We start from the raw sequence: 14,594 nt of genomic DNA, 5'->3' as shown, positions 1-14,594 counted from the left end.
GATGCGTGAAGAGGCAACCAAAGCGGTGACAGTCATTGGGCAGGTTTTGCAGGAACAGATCGACCACGGTCTGTTGCCGCCCGGTAGCAAGCTGCCAGCCGAGCGTAAGCTCAGTGAGTTGTTCGGCACCACGCGGATCACTGTGCGTGAAGCGTTGTTACAACTGGAGGCCCAAGGACAGATTTACCGGGAAGAGCGACGCGGCTGGTTTATTTCACCGCCACGCCTGGCCTACAACCTGATGCAACGCAGTCACTTCCATGCCATGGTCAGCGCCCAGGGCAGGGTGCCGTCTACCGAAGTGATCTCTGCGCGGCTGCAACCGGCGTCGGCGGCGGTCTGTGCCTGGCTGCAGCTACCGGCGTTATCCAGTGTGATCCAGATCTGCCGCGCGCGGCGTATCGATGAGCGCCTGGTGCTGTATGTCGAGCACTACCTCAATCCGCAGTATTTTCCGAAGATTCTGGATTTTGATCTGAACCAGTCGATTACTGAGCTTTATGCACGGCATTACGATTTGCATTACGGGCGGGTACGTTTTGAGATCGTTCCGACTTCATTGCAGGTAGAGGCGGCGGCGGCCTTGAAGGTGTCGGTGGGCAGCCCTGGGTTGAGGATTGCCCGGGTCAATTATGATCAGCATGGGCGGCTTATTGACTGCGATCTGGAGTTTTGGCGACATGATGCGATTCATGTCGGGGTGGATGTGGTGTGAAGCGGTCTGCTGGGTCACACATCTCCTGTAGGAGCCGAGCTTGCTCGCGATGACGGCCTGACAGCTAGCCTATCTCCTGCGGATGTACACAGAGATCCATTGTGGGAGCTGGCTTGCCTGCGAAGGCGGCCTTACAGCCGGCCTATCTCTTGACTGGTGTACATATCCGTTTCAGCGGTAACGGCCGCTTATGGTTCCGCTCTTACAGCGTGTCACTTTGGCAAACGCCCCAAAGTAACCAAAGGTCTTCGCCCCGAGCGTTCGGCACGTCGCTAAGGCTCCGCGTTCCCTCGCTCCGGTGCCCATCAGGGGGCGCCGCAATGCGGCGGAATCAGCTTCGCTGACGGCGCTTCGCGCCAACCCCCTGATGAACACCTCCACTCGGCCTGCCGAAGGGGCGGGTAGATCAAAAGCCAAAGCCAAAGCCAAAGCCAAAACGAACAAGCGAAGCAAAAAAGCGCGCGTGACAGTTCTTCATCTCATCTGATTTAGCGCTGCCATCACAGGCTAGGACCCGGCCCCTTTTCCAGTAGAGCCGAGTGGAGGTGTCATCCAGGGGGATGGCGCGAAGCGCCCCTCGGCGAAGCCGAGTTCCGCCGCAATGCGGCGCCCCCTGGATGGCGCCGGAGCGAGGGTATGCCGAGCCTTGGCGAGGGACCGTATGGGGGGGCAAGCGTTTTTTGGTTCCTTTTTTTGGCGTTTGAAAAAAAGGGACTCGCCGTAAGGGCGAAACCAGTAAGACGTCGTTACCGCAGAAACGGATATGTACTCGGTGGTCAAATCGCCGTAGGAGCCTTATTCCTTCTCCAGCCCACCCCCCGCCGTCACCACCTGCACACTCATGCGTGGCGTCGCCAAATCCAGCCCGGCCTCATCCAGATGACGCTTGAGCGACAGGTTGAACGCTCGAGACACTTCCCATTGCTTGATCGGTGCAGTCTTGAAGCGCGCCCGCAAAATCGCGCTGCCGGACTCAAAACTCTCCACCCCCTGAATCTCCAGCGGCGACCAGATATTGCGACGTTGCAACGGATCCGTACGCATTTTCTGACCGACTTCGCGCATCAGTTTGATCGCGTCGTCGATTTCCATGTTGTAGGGAACCGCCACCCTGAAGATTGCGTAGCCGAATTCCCGCGAGTAGTTCTTGATGCTTTTGATTTCGCTGAACGGAATCGTGTGGACGATACCGTCGATGTCCCGCAGGCGCACGGTGCGGATAGTCAAGCCCTCGACCGTACCGAGGTGTCCGCCGACATCCACGTAGTCGTCGATGGCCAGGGAGTCTTCGATGATGATGAACAGCCCGGTGATCAGGTCGGCAACCAGAGACTGGGCACCGAAACCGATGGCCAGGCCGATTACACCGGCACCGGCCAGCAGTGGCGTGACGTTCATGCCCATGTTCGCCAGGGCGACGATCAGCGCAATAATGAAAATCGCCACGAACAGCACGTTGCGGATCAGCGGCATCATGGTTTGTGCGCGGGCATTGGCCAGACCTTTGCGCGAGCGGGTCAGCGCGTGGTGCACGGCGGTGTCGCTGAGGATCCAGATCAGCCAGGCGAAGATCAGCGTGCCGCCAAGGCTGAACAGTTTGACACTGATTTCGTGGCCTTCGCCTTCGGTAAAGCGAATCAGCGACATGCCCCAAACCCGCAGCCCGAGCTCAATGAACACCAGCCACACCACCAGGTGCGCGAGGGTATAGAAGAAGCTCTTCAGGCGTTCCGAATACAGAGCATGGCGTTTAAGTCCGCGCTGGGGTTTGAGTGCATGACGGCGTACCAGCCCATTGATCACCATGCATAACACCAGCAGCACGGTGCAGATCAACGACTGGCGCAGCGCGGTGCTGGTATCGCCGGCCGACACGAATGTGGCGAACAGCGAGATTGCCACCAACACCAGTGCAGGCAAGTACCAGAAGGTCCCGAGAATTTCGATGGTGTCGCTCAGGGCGCGGCGGGTCAGGCGCCGTGACAACGGCTGGTTGCGGATCAAATGCGCGATCGGCCGGCGGAAGCGCAGGATGAACATCCCGGTGGACAGCGCTGCCAGCACATTGGCAAAGGTCGCGGCGGTATGTGCCAGATGGCTGCCGAGGCTGGCCACCAGCCGCGGGTCGCTCACGGCTTCACCGAAGGCGGCAAAGCTGCCGATCAGCCACAGCGGGCGGAAGGCCTGATGCCGCAGGATGTACAAGGCGCGGTGCCGGTGCGGACCGTCGAGCACGGAAAACGCTACCACGCAGACCGCCGAGAAGCAGGTGCCGACCACCAGTGCGTAGGCCAGAACCATCGCCAGATCTTTACCTAATGATGAAGGCAGGGAGTAGCTCATATAAACGGTGATCAACAGTGCGATCAGCCACGGACCGAGCTTGCGCAAGGCAAAGCGCAGCATGTCCCAGGTCTTGGGGTGTTGTGGCAATTCTTCGGTGAGACCAAAGCGCAGCCGCACCCGATGACTGAGCCAGATCAGCGCGGCCGCCAGCAGGCTCCAGAGCATCAAAATCAAGGCGAAGGCGAAAATGATGGGTAGCCATTCGCTGGCTGGCAGCATGAGCGCCACCAGTTCGTCCTTGGCCAGATCGAATTCTTCTGACCATCGGGTGATGGGGCTGTCGACACCGGAGAACTGCTTCTCGAAACTGGCCAGCGTGCCGCCGATCAACCCGAGTACGCCTTCTTCGGTAGCGGGTTGGGCCTTTTTGGTGGCGTCGCGGAGTTTCTTCAGGTCGGCCAGTAGTTTTGCGCGTTGCTGGTCGTTCTCCAGCGAGTGGATGACTTCATCCAGTGATTGCCCAAGGGGTTCCTGCGCCTGTGGCTGGGTTTTCGCTGTGCTGTTGAGCAGGCTCGGCAGACCAACAGCCTGAGCCGCAGCGATGGGAAGCAGCATCAACAGGCAGATGAGGAGATAAGAGGGCAGGGCGAAAAGACGAGCGAACACTAGGCGGTCAACCTCGAGAAGTGCGGATCGACGGAGTGTACGAGTCACTTAAAACCAATGCGAGCGTAGCGAGCGCATTTATTCGGCGAGTTTGGCGAGGATCTTGTAAATCACGGTGGCGAGGATCAGAAGCATGCCAATCCACATGCTGAAGATACCGGCGTTTTTATCGCGAAAGTTGAAACCGATGGCCAACAGGATCATACCTGCCAGGATCGGAATGAGCATGGAGTGGAACGCAGACATCGAAATCATGGCGACTGCCTTGTCGAGGGGGTGTAGGTGTAAGTCTAGGTTGCTTTTGCACGACCCGGACTGATGTGTATTGGAAATGAATCAGGGCGCCATCGGGCGCCCCGATTACGTCATGCCTGGCTTACGGCAAATCATGGCAGGCGTAGAACGCACTGAGTACTTTCACCAGATGTGCCAGGTCGTGGCTGCCGCACAGTTCACGGATTGAGTGCATGGCGAAGGTCGGCAGGCCGATGTCCACCGTACGCACCCCGAGGTGGCTGGCGGTGATCGGGCCGATGGTCGAGCCACAGCCCATGTCGCTGCGTACCACGAAGCTTTGCACCGGCACTTCTTCGGCCATACACAGATGGCGGAAGAAGCCTGCAGTTTCGCTGTTGGTGGCGTAGCGCTGGTTGCTGTTGACCTTGATCACTGGGCCAGCATTGAGTTTCGGGCCGTGGTTGGCATCGTGTTTGTCGGCGTAGTTGGGATGTACGCCGTGGGCGTTGTCAGCCGAGACCAGCAGCGATTTCTGAATGGTCCGCACGAACTCGTCACCTTCTGGCAGCAAGCGACGCAGGGTTTGCTCGAGCATCGGGCCATCGGCGCCACAGGCGGAGCAGGAGCCGACTTCTTCGTGATCGTTGCACACCAGTACGCAGGTTTCATCGGTCTCGGCGGTGAGCAAGGCTTGCAGGCCGGCGTAGCACGACAGCAGGTTGTCCAGGCGTGCGCCGGCGATGAAGTCGCCATGCAGGCCGATGATCGCGGCGCTTTGGGTGTCGTAGAAGCTCAGCTCGTAATCGAGCACCACGTCGGCGTTCAGGCCATGTTCTCGAGCAAGCTGGTCGGTCAATACCGCGCGGAAGTCCACGCGCTCATCACCGGCAAATTGCGCGAGGATCGGCGGCAGTTCGGTTTGAGCGTTGATCGCCCAGCCCATATTGGCTTCGCGATTGAGGTGGATGGCCAGGTTGGGGATGGTGGCAATCGGCAGTTTGAAGTCGATCAACTGGCTCTCGACCTTGCCGTCACGACGGAAGGTCACGCGCCCGGCCAGGGACAGGTCGCGGTCGAACCACGGTGCGAGTAGCGCGCCGCCATAGACTTCTACGCCCAGTTGCCAGAAGCCCTGACGTTGCAGCTCAGGTTGCGGCTTGACCCGCAGGCACGGGCTGTCGGTGTGCGCGCCGACCAGGCGGATACCGCCGTGCAGCGGCGAGTGTCGGCCGAGCTTGAAGGCGACGATGGAGGAGTCGTTACGGGTGACGTAGTAGCGACCATTGGCTTCAGTGGTCCAGGGCTCGCGCTCATCAAGGCGCTGATAACCCACCGCTTCCAGGCGCTGGACAAGGCTGGCAGTGGCATGAAACGGGGTAGGGGAGGCCTTGAGAAAGTCGATCAGGCCTTGGTTCAACTCTTCGCGCATAAGTAACTCCAGACAGCAGTGACGGGAGTTTACCGTATTGACTGCAGATTTGGCGCTGCACAGTCCTGTAGCAGTTGCCGAAGGTTACGTCCGGCTGCAAAGCAGCCGTAACAGGTGCGATTGCGATGTGTCTGGATGGCCGCGAGCGCTGGATTACGACCGCTTCGCGATCGGACGCAGCCTTCGGCAGCCGCTACAGGGGGGGGGCGCTAGGCTCAGAAGGGTGCCGGGCACTCGAAGCGCAAGCGCTCACCACTTTGCGGATGAGTGAAGCTGAGCATGCTCGCGTGCAGACACAACCGCGGCCAGGCGGCCAAGGCTTGCGGATGAGCGTAGAGCCCGTCACCCAGCAGCGGATGGCCAATGGAGAGCATGTGCACGCGCAGTTGGTGCGAACGGCCGGTGATTGGCGTCAGTTCAACCCGGCACCAGTCGCCACAGCGTTCCAGCACACGCCAGAAGGTCAGCGCGTTTTTGCCGAACTCATGGTCCACCACATGCCGCGGTTTGGTCGGTGGGTCGTAGCGCAGTGGCAAGTCGATGCTGCCGCTGTCCAGTTCCGGTTGGCCCCAGCAGAGTGCGGTGTAGGCTTTTTCGGTCTCGCGGTCGTGAAACTGCCGAGACAACTCGCGGTGCGTGTCAGGATCACGGGCCAGCAGGATGATGCCGGAAGTTTCCCAGTCCAGTCGATGGACAATTCGCGCCTCCGGGTAGCCGTTTTCTTGCAGGCGGGTGATCAGGCAGTCCTTGTTGTCTTCAGCCCGACCGGGCACGGAAAGCAGCAGGGTAGGCTTGTCCACCACCAGAACGGCGGCGTCCTGATGGATGATGCGGATATTCGACAACGGCATTAAAACAGCCTCGTAACAAACGCCAACGGCGACTCAGGCCCCTCAACCCCCTCTGTAGGAGCCGAGCTTGCTCGCGATGCAGGCAACTCGGTGAATCTGGCACACCGGGTTGATGCTATCGCGAGCAAGCTCGGCTCCTACAAAGGGCAGAAGGAACCTGAGTCGCCGTGGCTCCAGCCAGATCGATCAGCGATCAGGCAGGGTGATATTGAGTTCCAGAATCGAGCAGCTGCCCTGGTTTTCCAGCGCGACATGCACGTCATCGGACCCGATATTGACGTACTTGCGAATCACCTCGACCAATTCCTTCTGCAAGGCTGGCAGGTAATCCGGGGTGGTGCGTTGGCCGCGTTCGTGCGCCACGATGATCTGTAGACGCTCTTTCGCGACCGACGCGGTACTTACCTTTTTGCTGGCACGAAAGAAGTCAAAAAGATTCATTATCTACCTCCAAACAGGCGCTCGAAGAATCCCTTCTTCGTGACATCGAGAAAACGATGCTCCACGGTCTTGCCCAGCAGACGGTCGACGGCATCGCTGTACGCCTGGCCGGCGTCGCTTTGGTCGTCGAGAATCACAGGCACGCCCTGGTTCGAAGCCTTGAGTACCGCTTGGGATTCCGGGATGACACCCAGCAGGGTCACCGCGAGAATGTCTTTGACGTCTTCGACGCCGAGCATTTCGCCGTTGCTGACGCGCTCGGGGTTGTAGCGGGTCAGCAGCAGGTGTTCCTTGATCGGCTCTTCGCCTTTTTCGGCGCGACGCGATTTGCTGGCCAGCAAGCCCAGCATGCGGTCGGAGTCACGCACCGAGGACACTTCCGGGTTGGTCACGATAATCGCTTCGTCGGCGAAGTACATGGCCAGGTGGGCGCCTTTCTCGATGCCCGCCGGAGAATCGCAAACTACGAATTCGAAGTCTTCCTTGAGTGCCATGAGCACTTTTTCCACGCCTTCCTGGGTCAGCGCGTCTTTGTCACGCGTCTGGCTTGCGGCCAGCACGTAGAGGTTTTCCAGGCGTTTGTCCTTGATCAGCGCTTGCTGCAGGTTCGCTTCGCCGTTGACCACGTTGACGAAGTCGTACACCACGCGGCGTTCGCAGCCCATGATCAGGTCGAGGTTACGCAAACCGACGTCGAAGTCGACGATGACTGTTTTGTGGCCGCGCAGAGCGAGGCCGGTACCGATAGCGGCGCTGGTGGTGGTCTTACCCACACCACCCTTGCCGGATGTAACCACGAGAATCTTGGCCAAGGTGTTTCACCCCTAAGGAAAAAGGACTTTTAGCCCCTGAAAAACATCTCTTGAAAACTACTGCAGTCGGACAGCCTTGGCTGAAATTCGGTTTGAAGCGGGCTTACCTCCGGTAAAACCTGCTTTTCGCCGATTTCCTACTTCGTTTGAGCCGTTTTCGCTACGTTTTAGAGATGCTTGGAAAATGCGGCAGTATCCGTTAAAGACGAGTGATGTTCAACACGTCACCCGACAGGCTGACCTGAACGCCTGCGCCCCACAGTGGATCGCGGCGCAAGTCTTCGGAAACCTTGTATTGGCCGGCGATCGACACCAGTTCGGCACTCAATTGCTGACAAAAAATTCTGGCCTTGGTGTCGCCCTTGACTCCAGCCAGGGCGCGACCGCGCATGGGGCCGTATACATGGATGTTGCCATCGGCGAGAAGTTCCGCGCCGGGACTGACCGAGGAAACCACGACCAGATCGCCACCCTGGGCGTAAATCTGCTGCCCGCCGCGTACCGGCGAGGTGATGATTTTGGTCGGTTTGATGGTCGGTTCCGGCGGCTTTTCCGGTTTTTTCGTAACGATGCCTTCTGGCGGGTCGAGCGGTCGCTCGCGCGCGCCAGAGGGCGGCAACACCGGAAGGTCCACTGCGATGGCGGCGGCAATGTCCTCGATTCGGCTGGCACGAATGGCCAACGTGCGCAGTCCATGCTGGCGACAAATGCGCATGAGACTTGGCAGGTCGACTGCGCCTTCGGTGGCCGGCAGTTTGTCCAGGGCCAGTACCAGCGGGGCATTGCTGAAGAAGTTCGGCGCCTGGGCTACTTTCGCAGCCAACTGGCGGTCGAGGCCTTCGAGGTCATTGCGGGCCAGTTCCAGCACCGTAATGGCGAGCATGCTGCCCTTCAACTGGAACACAGGATCTTGGTCTAGCGGTTCGGTTTGGCTCATGGTCGGCATTAAACAGCTTGTCACTAAAAGTGCCGAGACTTATAACGAGAACGCCCGCGAGCCGCAACCCGGGTCGAACCGTTGTAGAATGCGCGGCCTTGTTGTCTGTCCGGAATCTGTAATGGATCGCCCGCGTTTTCGAGCTGCATTTTTTCTTCCGCGCTTTTGGCCACTGTGGTTTGGCCTCGGCCTGCTATGGCTGATCGTTCAGTTGCCGTATCCCGTGTTGCTGCAAATCGGCCGCGCTCTGGGTGCAATCATGTATCGAGTAGCCGGCGACCGACGGCGCATTGCCAAACGCAACCTGGAGCTGTGTTTTCCGGAAAAGTCTGTCGCCGAGCGCAAGCGCCTGCTCAAGGAAAACTTCGCGTCCACCGGCATCGCTTTTTTCGAAATGGCCATGAGCTGGTGGTGGTCCAGGTCGCGGCTGGCGAGACTGGCTCATGTCGAAGGGCTGGAGCACCTCAAGCAGGCCCAGCGCGAGGGCAAGGGCGTGATCCTGATGGCGTTGCATTTCACCACGCTGGAAATCGGCGCGGCCTTGCTCGGTCAGCAGCACACCATCGATGGCATGTACCGCGAGCATAAGAACGCGTTGTTCGACTTTGTTCAGCGCCGTGGCCGTGAACGGCACAACCTCGACTCCCTGGCGGTGGAGCGCGACGACGTGCGCGGTATGCTCAAATTACTGCGTGCCGGCCGCGCGATCTGGTATGCGCCGGATCAGGACTACGGTGCCAAGCAAAGCCTGTTCGTGCCGCTGTTCGGCATTCAGGCGGCGACGGTCACCGCCACCAGCAAATTCGCTCGATTGGGCAGAGCGCTGGTGGTGCCCTTTACCCAGGAACGCCTGGCCGATGGCAGCGGTTACCGTTTGGTCATCCACCCACCGATGACACAGTTTCCGGGGGAAAGCGAAGAAGCCGATTGCCTGAGGATCAATCAATGGGTCGAAGGTGCGCTGCGCGAATGTCCGGAGCAATATCTCTGGGCCCATCGGCGCTTCAAGAGCCGCCCGCCGGGTGAGCCAAAGTTGTATGAGAAGCGTGGCTGACGCACTACCGTTAGTTTGATTGCCCCTGGCACCATGGAGTGTTGCGATGAGTTCAGCTGAACCGGTCACAGGTTTGATTCTTTCCGGCGGTGGGGCTCGGGCGGCTTATCAGGTAGGGGTGTTGGCGGCGATTGCCGAGCTGATGCCGGCGGGTGCGCCGAATCCGTTCCCGGTAATCGTTGGCACGTCCGCCGGAGCGATCAACGCGGTCAGCCTGGCCAGCGGGGCAATGGACTTCGGCGGCGCGATCCAGCGCCTGACGGCGTTCTGGCAGGGCTTTCGCAGCCATCAGGTGATGCGCAGCGATTGGCCGGGCGTGATCAGCCAAGCTACTCGGTTTGTCGGGCATAGCCTGTTGGGGGTGGGTGCTCAAGTGCCGGTGGCGCTCCTCAACAGTTCGCCGTTACGGCGCTTGTTGAACCACAAACTGCATTTGTCCGGCATCGATGAAGCCATCCGGCAAAAGCAATTGCACGCAGTGGCCGTCACGGCTTTCGGCTATGAGTCTGGTCAGGCGGTGACCTTTTATCAGGGGGGCGGCACCATTGATGCCTGGCTACGTCATCGGCGTATTGGCGTGCCGACTCAACTGACGGTTGAACACTTGCTGGCCAGTTCGGCAATCCCGTTGTTGTTCGCCCCGGTCAAAATCGAGCAGGAATATTTTGGTGATGGTGCTGTGCGTCAGTCGGCGCCGATCAGTCCGGCGTTGCACTTGGGGGCGAGCCGGGTGCTGGTGGTCGGCGTCAGTGGTAACCCTCGAGGTGTCGATCCGCACAACCCCTTGCAGCGCACCTACACGGGTCAACAGCCGACGCTGGCGCAGATCGGCGGACACATGCTCAACAGTACTTTCATTGACAGCCTGGAAAGTGACATCGAGCTGTTGCAGCGTCTGAATCAGTTCAGCCATCTGCTGCCAGCGGGGACGCCGACCCGCAGCCTCGGGCTGGCGCCGGTGGATGTGTTGGTGATTGCCCCGAGCCAGCCGATTGATGAAATAGCTGCACGCCATCGCCAAGAGTTGCCAGCGGCCTTGCGGTTGTTTTTACGCGGGCCGGGGGCAACCAAGACCAGTGGTGCCGGAGTGCTCAGCTATTTGCTGTTCGAGGCCGGGTACTGCAGTGAATTGATTGATCTGGGCCGGCGTGATGCTTTGGCCAAGCGTGAGGAGTTAGGCCGGTTTTTGGGGTTGCCGATGTTTGCCACTCTGCCGTGAGGTTTGCGGTGTAGCAATCGCGGGCAAGCCTCGCTCCTACAGAATGGTCCAAAAAAACTGGACCATTACAGGCTTGCCCGCGAAGGCGTCCTTCCTGGCAATGCAAATTCTTGCATCAGACCGTCAACCGGTCATCCCGAAAATCTCGCAGTGCCTGCTCGATCTCTTCCCGGGTGTTCATTACAAACGGCCCGTATTGCACGATCGGTTCGCCCAGCGGCTTGCCGGCGATTAGCAGAACCCTTGCACCCGACTGGCTGCTCAGCTGCAACGCACCCTCATCGGACAAGCGAATCAGCTTACTGGCGCCGATGCTCTGGACCTGCCCCGGCAGCTCCACCAGGCCTTCGTAGACGTATAACAACGCACGATGACCTTCAGGCAGGCGAGGGCTGATGCTGCTGCCCGCCGGCAGATGAAAGTCGAAGTAATGCGGCTCGGTATCTGGCCGCTCAACCGCCCCGACTTGCTGTACCTGCCCGTCATCGAACTGACCGGCGATCACCACCACCTCGACCCCATCCACCGTTTTCAGGCGCGGTATATCTCGAGGCTGAATATCCCGGTAACTGGCGGTGTCGAGTTTGTGTTTGCCCGGCAGGTTCAGCCACAGCTGAAAACCGCGCATCAGACCTTCTTCCTGCTCCGGCATTTCACTGTGAATGATGCCCTTGGCCGCAGTCATCCATTGCACGCCACCGCCTTCCAGCAAGCCGACATTGCCCAGATGATCTTCGTGGCGCATGCGGCCTTCAAGCATGTAGGTCACGGTTTCAAAACCGCGGTGGGGATGCGGTGGGAAGCCGGCAATGTAGTCGTCAGGGTTTTCTGAACCGAACTCATCGAGCATCAGGAATGGATCGAAACGCTCGACACCCTGGCCACCGAAGACCCGGGTCAGTTTCACCCCAGCACCGTCGGACGCCGGTTGACCGGTATGAATGCTGAGTACTTTGCGAAATTGAGTCATCAATGCAACTCCTGATCAGGTTGGAATGGCGACATCCTATGCCAAGCCGATTGATCAATGGTTGCGAATTTTGCGGGGTAATTATCTGGTTTTTCGATTATTTAATGAGGGCACTGATGGCCCCGAAAAGATTGCAGCCTGCGGCAGCTCCTACGCGGAAAACCTGCGTACATCCCGTAGGAGCCTGCGATCTGTTGATCTTCCGTCACAGTGTGTGGGAAATATCGGCACTATCAATCAGAAGTGGTACTTCACCAGCAAGCTCGTGGCGCTCTGATTGGTTGTGAATTCTCGCGTATCTTCAATGGCGTACTTGTTCTTCCAGTAATCGTACTCGACACCGACGTACAGCTGCTTCTCGCCCCAGTGCAAGGCTTTACCCAAGTCGTATTTGATCTGTGGGTTGAAGTGCAGGTTGGCGTGGTAGGTGCCTTGGCTGTTCTTGTCATTGTCGACCACCCAGTCCATGTAACCGTCGATCAGCACGCTGGAGCTGCCCACCGGGATGGTGTAGGACCATACCGGAGTGATCTGCCAGATGTTGTTACCTGGTCGTTTGTCGTCGGTGTGGCGATTGTAGAAGTTCAGCTGGAAGTAATCGAAACCGGGAATGGCCAGGTCGAAGCCCGGACCGATCAGGTAGGAGTTGACATCGCCTTCACCGGTCTCGTAAGTCATGGCCAGCAGGACGTCCTTGATCGGGCCGAATTCGAGTTTCTGGTCGAAGATCTTGCCGAATGACAGACGCGGGCTGAACTCACCGTAGTAAGTGTTATTGCCGACGTAGGCGTCGGGTTTGCCGTTGTAGAAGATCTTGTCGATGAACAGGAAGTTGTCCCCGTATTTCCAGGCATCGGCGTGCTCGAAGGTCACGGTTTGCTGGATACTCGGGTTGATTTTAAAGTCTTTGCCGTAGAGATAAGTCAGGCTGTTGTTCTGCCACTGCAGCAGGTCGCCGGCCATGGCCTGGCCCCCCGCCAACAAGGATCCGGCAAGCATCAGGCTTGTGCACGTACGTTTCATTCGGTTGCTCCCAAAGTAGGTTATTCCACGTTTTTTTAAAATTGGCGCTCTGGTGTGGCGCCTTTTTTCGTTGCTGTAAAAATAATCCAGTCGGTCAGCTTTATTGCTGTTCGCAAGAGCTGAGCCAAGGCAAAAAAAAACAAAAAAACTCCCGTTCGGCTGCCTGAAAGCAGTCGATTGAGAGTTGATTTGGGTAGGCCTTGGTACTAACCAGTGCCGGGATAAGTTGGCTTTTTGGTCAGGTTTTAAATCTGGAGTTTTTTTTAGACCAGATTCGGGCGGCCGCGGAGAATACTGGCTCGCGCAGCATGGCTCAAGTGCCCCGTAACAGAGCACCTGTAACAACATAGGGGTACGGTTGCGGGCCATCTCAGGCGTGCGCCTTGATCAGCAGTCCGCCGCTCAGCAGCAGGCTGGAGTGTGTGCGTTTCATCGTGTTGCTCCCTGATTGTTTTTATTGTTAAGGCGCAGGCAGCCGCTGACTGCGACCTGGCTTACAGCCGGGTTCGCCTGTCATGCGTGTGTTGCTGGTGTTGACTAAAACGGCTGACACAGCAAGGGCGGCATGCATGCCACCCCGTCAGGGTCAGTGCTGGTGGGCTTGCCGAGCATTACTTGAGGCTCGCTCAGCTCCGCCCAGTATGTTGAACAGCAGGTTCAACGAGAGGGCGCTGATGGTCGCCATGGCAATCCCGCTGTGAGTGATTGGGCCCATCCACAACGGCAAGTGGGCGAAGAACTCCGGACGAACCACCGGGATCAACCCCATGCCGATGCTCACCGCCACCAGCAACTGGTTGCGACGGTCAGCGATGTCAGCTTCCTGGAGGATTTTGATGCCGGTGGCGGCGACCATGCCGAACATCGCAATCGCCGCGCCGCCAAGTACTGCTGGCGGAATCGAGGCCACCAGAAACGCTGCTTTGGGCAGCAGGCTGAGGATGACCAGCAAACCACCGGCGACGATGGTTACCGAGCGGCAACGCACGCCAGTCATCTGTACCAGGCCAATGTTTTGAGCGAATGAAGAATGGGTGAAGGTGTTGAAGAAACCGGCCAAGAATGAGGCCCCAGCGTCACACAGCAAACCGCGACGTAGCATCCGTGGGGTGACTTCCTGACCGGTGATCTTGCCCAGCGCGAGGAACATGCCGGTGGATTCGACGAAGATGATCACCACCACCAGGGACATCGAAAGGATCGGTGCCAGGTGGAACTCAGGCATGCCGAAGTGCAGCGGGGTGACGACTTTCAGCCATGGCGCCTGAGCGATGCCGCTGAGGTCTACCATGCCGATGATGCCGGAAAGGATGTAGCCCAGACCCATGCCGATCAGTACTGAGATGTTTACCCAGAAACCGCGCATGAAGCGGTTGATCAACAGGATGGTCGCCAGCACCAAGGCTGCAATGGTCAGGTAGATCGGTGAGCCGAACTGTGTGGCGCTGTTGCCACCGCCCGCCCAGTTCACTGCGACGGGAAATAGCGACAAGCCGATCGAGGTGATGACGGTGCCGGTTACCAGCGGCGGAAAGAAACGCACGACCTTGGACATGAACGGCGCGATGAGCATGCCGAAGAAGCCAGCAGCGATGGTCGACCCGAAGATCCCGGTCATACCGATGCCTGGCATCCCGGCCATGGCCACCATGCTGCCAACCGCAGCGAAGCTGGCGCCCATCATCACGGGCATGCGGATACCCATCGGACCGATGCCCAGCGATTGCACCACGGTGGCAATCCCGGCAACCAGCAGGTCGGCGTTGATCAGGAAGGCGATTTCTTCACGACTCAGGCCCGCGGCCTGTCCGATGATCAGCGGTACCGCAATGGCCCCGCCGTACATCAGCAGAACGTGTTGCAGACCGACCAGGATCAGTTGCAGAAGGGGCAAGCGCTGAATGGCGGGTGCGTCGGGGATGCGCGCTTCGGATAGCTCGGACATGCAACACCT

At 58.9% G+C, this 14,594-nt stretch carries 13 protein-coding genes; 3 read left to right on the top strand and 10 right to left on the bottom strand.

Features of this window, described 5'->3' with window-relative positions:
• Position 1: 1 nt before the first annotated feature.
• Positions 2–715: a UTRA domain-containing protein gene (locus tag ACZYSM_RS14005; protein WP_489072079.1), complete on the top strand. Its 714-nt coding sequence runs from the start codon at positions 2–4 to the stop codon at positions 713–715.
• Positions 716–1,510: 795 nt separating this feature from the next.
• Here the strand turns inward: ACZYSM_RS14005 and ACZYSM_RS14000 are convergent.
• From ACZYSM_RS14000 to minC, 7 genes are all read right to left on the bottom strand, one after another.
• Positions 1,511–3,667, bottom strand: coding sequence for a mechanosensitive ion channel family protein (locus ACZYSM_RS14000; protein WP_489072078.1), 2,157 nt, complete (start codon positions 3,665–3,667; stop codon positions 1,511–1,513).
• A 78-nt stretch (positions 3,668–3,745) separates the two neighbouring features.
• The gene (locus ACZYSM_RS13995) at positions 3,746–3,922 is read right to left on the bottom strand and encodes a hypothetical protein (protein ID WP_489072077.1); all 177 of its coding nucleotides are present in this window, start codon (positions 3,920–3,922) and stop codon (positions 3,746–3,748) included.
• 121 nt (positions 3,923–4,043) lie between these two features.
• The gene (locus ACZYSM_RS13990) at positions 4,044–5,333 is read right to left on the bottom strand and encodes a M18 family aminopeptidase (RefSeq protein ID WP_489072076.1); all 1,290 of its coding nucleotides are present in this window, start codon (positions 5,331–5,333) and stop codon (positions 4,044–4,046) included.
• A 215-nt stretch (positions 5,334–5,548) separates the two neighbouring features.
• Complete coding sequence (locus ACZYSM_RS13985) at positions 5,549–6,184, bottom strand: RluA family pseudouridine synthase (protein ID WP_489072075.1); 636 nt, start codon at positions 6,182–6,184, stop codon at positions 5,549–5,551.
• A 186-nt stretch (positions 6,185–6,370) separates the two neighbouring features.
• The gene (minE, locus tag ACZYSM_RS13980; RefSeq protein WP_007928666.1) at positions 6,371–6,625 is read right to left on the bottom strand and encodes a cell division topological specificity factor MinE; all 255 of its coding nucleotides are present in this window, start codon (positions 6,623–6,625) and stop codon (positions 6,371–6,373) included.
• Positions 6,625–7,437, bottom strand: a complete 813-nt coding sequence (gene minD, locus ACZYSM_RS13975) for a septum site-determining protein MinD (protein WP_489072074.1) — start codon at positions 7,435–7,437, stop codon at positions 6,625–6,627. Before minD ends, minE begins: the two co-directional genes overlap by 1 nt.
• Before the next feature lie 199 nt (positions 7,438–7,636).
• A complete protein-coding gene (minC, locus tag ACZYSM_RS13970; RefSeq protein WP_489072073.1) occupies positions 7,637–8,374 on the bottom strand; it encodes a septum site-determining protein MinC in 738 nt (245 codons plus the stop codon).
• A gap of 121 nt (positions 8,375–8,495) precedes the next feature.
• On the opposite strand from minC, the gene ACZYSM_RS13965 reads away from it, so the two are divergent.
• Entirely contained in the window at positions 8,496–9,428 is a 933-nt protein-coding gene (locus tag ACZYSM_RS13965; RefSeq protein ID WP_489072072.1) for a lipid A biosynthesis lauroyl acyltransferase, read from the top strand.
• Positions 9,429–9,474: 46 nt separating this feature from the next.
• Positions 9,475–10,647, top strand: coding sequence for a patatin-like phospholipase family protein (locus tag ACZYSM_RS13960; RefSeq protein ID WP_489072071.1), 1,173 nt, complete (start codon positions 9,475–9,477; stop codon positions 10,645–10,647).
• A 115-nt stretch (positions 10,648–10,762) separates the two neighbouring features.
• Here the strand turns inward: ACZYSM_RS13960 and ACZYSM_RS13955 are convergent, their stop codons facing one another.
• From ACZYSM_RS13955 to ACZYSM_RS13945, 3 genes are all read right to left on the bottom strand, one after another.
• Entirely contained in the window at positions 10,763–11,617 is an 855-nt protein-coding gene (locus tag ACZYSM_RS13955; protein WP_489072070.1) for a pirin family protein, read from the bottom strand.
• A 237-nt stretch (positions 11,618–11,854) separates the two neighbouring features.
• On the bottom strand, positions 11,855–12,640 hold the full coding sequence (locus tag ACZYSM_RS13950) for an outer membrane protein OmpK (RefSeq protein ID WP_489072069.1): 786 nt from the start codon (positions 12,638–12,640) through the stop codon (positions 11,855–11,857).
• A 586-nt stretch (positions 12,641–13,226) separates the two neighbouring features.
• Entirely contained in the window at positions 13,227–14,585 is a 1,359-nt protein-coding gene (locus tag ACZYSM_RS13945) for a nucleobase:cation symporter-2 family protein (protein WP_489072068.1), read from the bottom strand.
• Between the last annotated feature and the right edge of the window lie 9 nt (positions 14,586–14,594).

It is taken from the genome of Pseudomonas sp. F220 (assembly GCF_057813935.1).
The sequence above is the reverse complement of the archived record's forward strand: the minus strand, read 5'-3'. Positions and strand labels throughout refer to the sequence as shown.

Bases quoted from the DNA above. Each gene is read 5' to 3' on its own strand.
- ACZYSM_RS14005 (WP_489072079.1), top strand. From the start codon at position 2: ATGCGTGAAGAGGCAACCAAAGCGGTGACAGTCATTGGGCAGGTTTTG.
- ACZYSM_RS13995 (WP_489072077.1), bottom strand. From the start codon at position 3,922: ATGATTTCGATGTCTGCGTTCCACTCCATGCTCATTCCGATCCTGGCA.
- ACZYSM_RS13985 (WP_489072075.1), bottom strand. From the start codon at position 6,184: ATGCCGTTGTCGAATATCCGCATCATCCATCAGGACGCCGCCGTTCTG.
- ACZYSM_RS13945 (WP_489072068.1), bottom strand. From the start codon at position 14,585: ATGTCCGAGCTATCCGAAGCGCGCATCCCCGACGCACCCGCCATTCAG.
- ACZYSM_RS13990 (WP_489072076.1), bottom strand. From the start codon at position 5,333: ATGCGCGAAGAGTTGAACCAAGGCCTGATCGACTTTCTCAAGGCCTCC.
- ACZYSM_RS13960 (WP_489072071.1), top strand. From the start codon at position 9,475: ATGAGTTCAGCTGAACCGGTCACAGGTTTGATTCTTTCCGGCGGTGGG.
- minE (WP_007928666.1), bottom strand. From the start codon at position 6,625: ATGAATCTTTTTGACTTCTTTCGTGCCAGCAAAAAGGTAAGTACCGCG.
- minC (WP_489072073.1), bottom strand. From the start codon at position 8,374: ATGAGCCAAACCGAACCGCTAGACCAAGATCCTGTGTTCCAGTTGAAG.
- ACZYSM_RS13950 (WP_489072069.1), bottom strand. From the start codon at position 12,640: ATGAAACGTACGTGCACAAGCCTGATGCTTGCCGGATCCTTGTTGGCG.
- ACZYSM_RS13965 (WP_489072072.1), top strand. From the start codon at position 8,496: ATGGATCGCCCGCGTTTTCGAGCTGCATTTTTTCTTCCGCGCTTTTGG.
- ACZYSM_RS13955 (WP_489072070.1), bottom strand. From the start codon at position 11,617: ATGACTCAATTTCGCAAAGTACTCAGCATTCATACCGGTCAACCGGCG.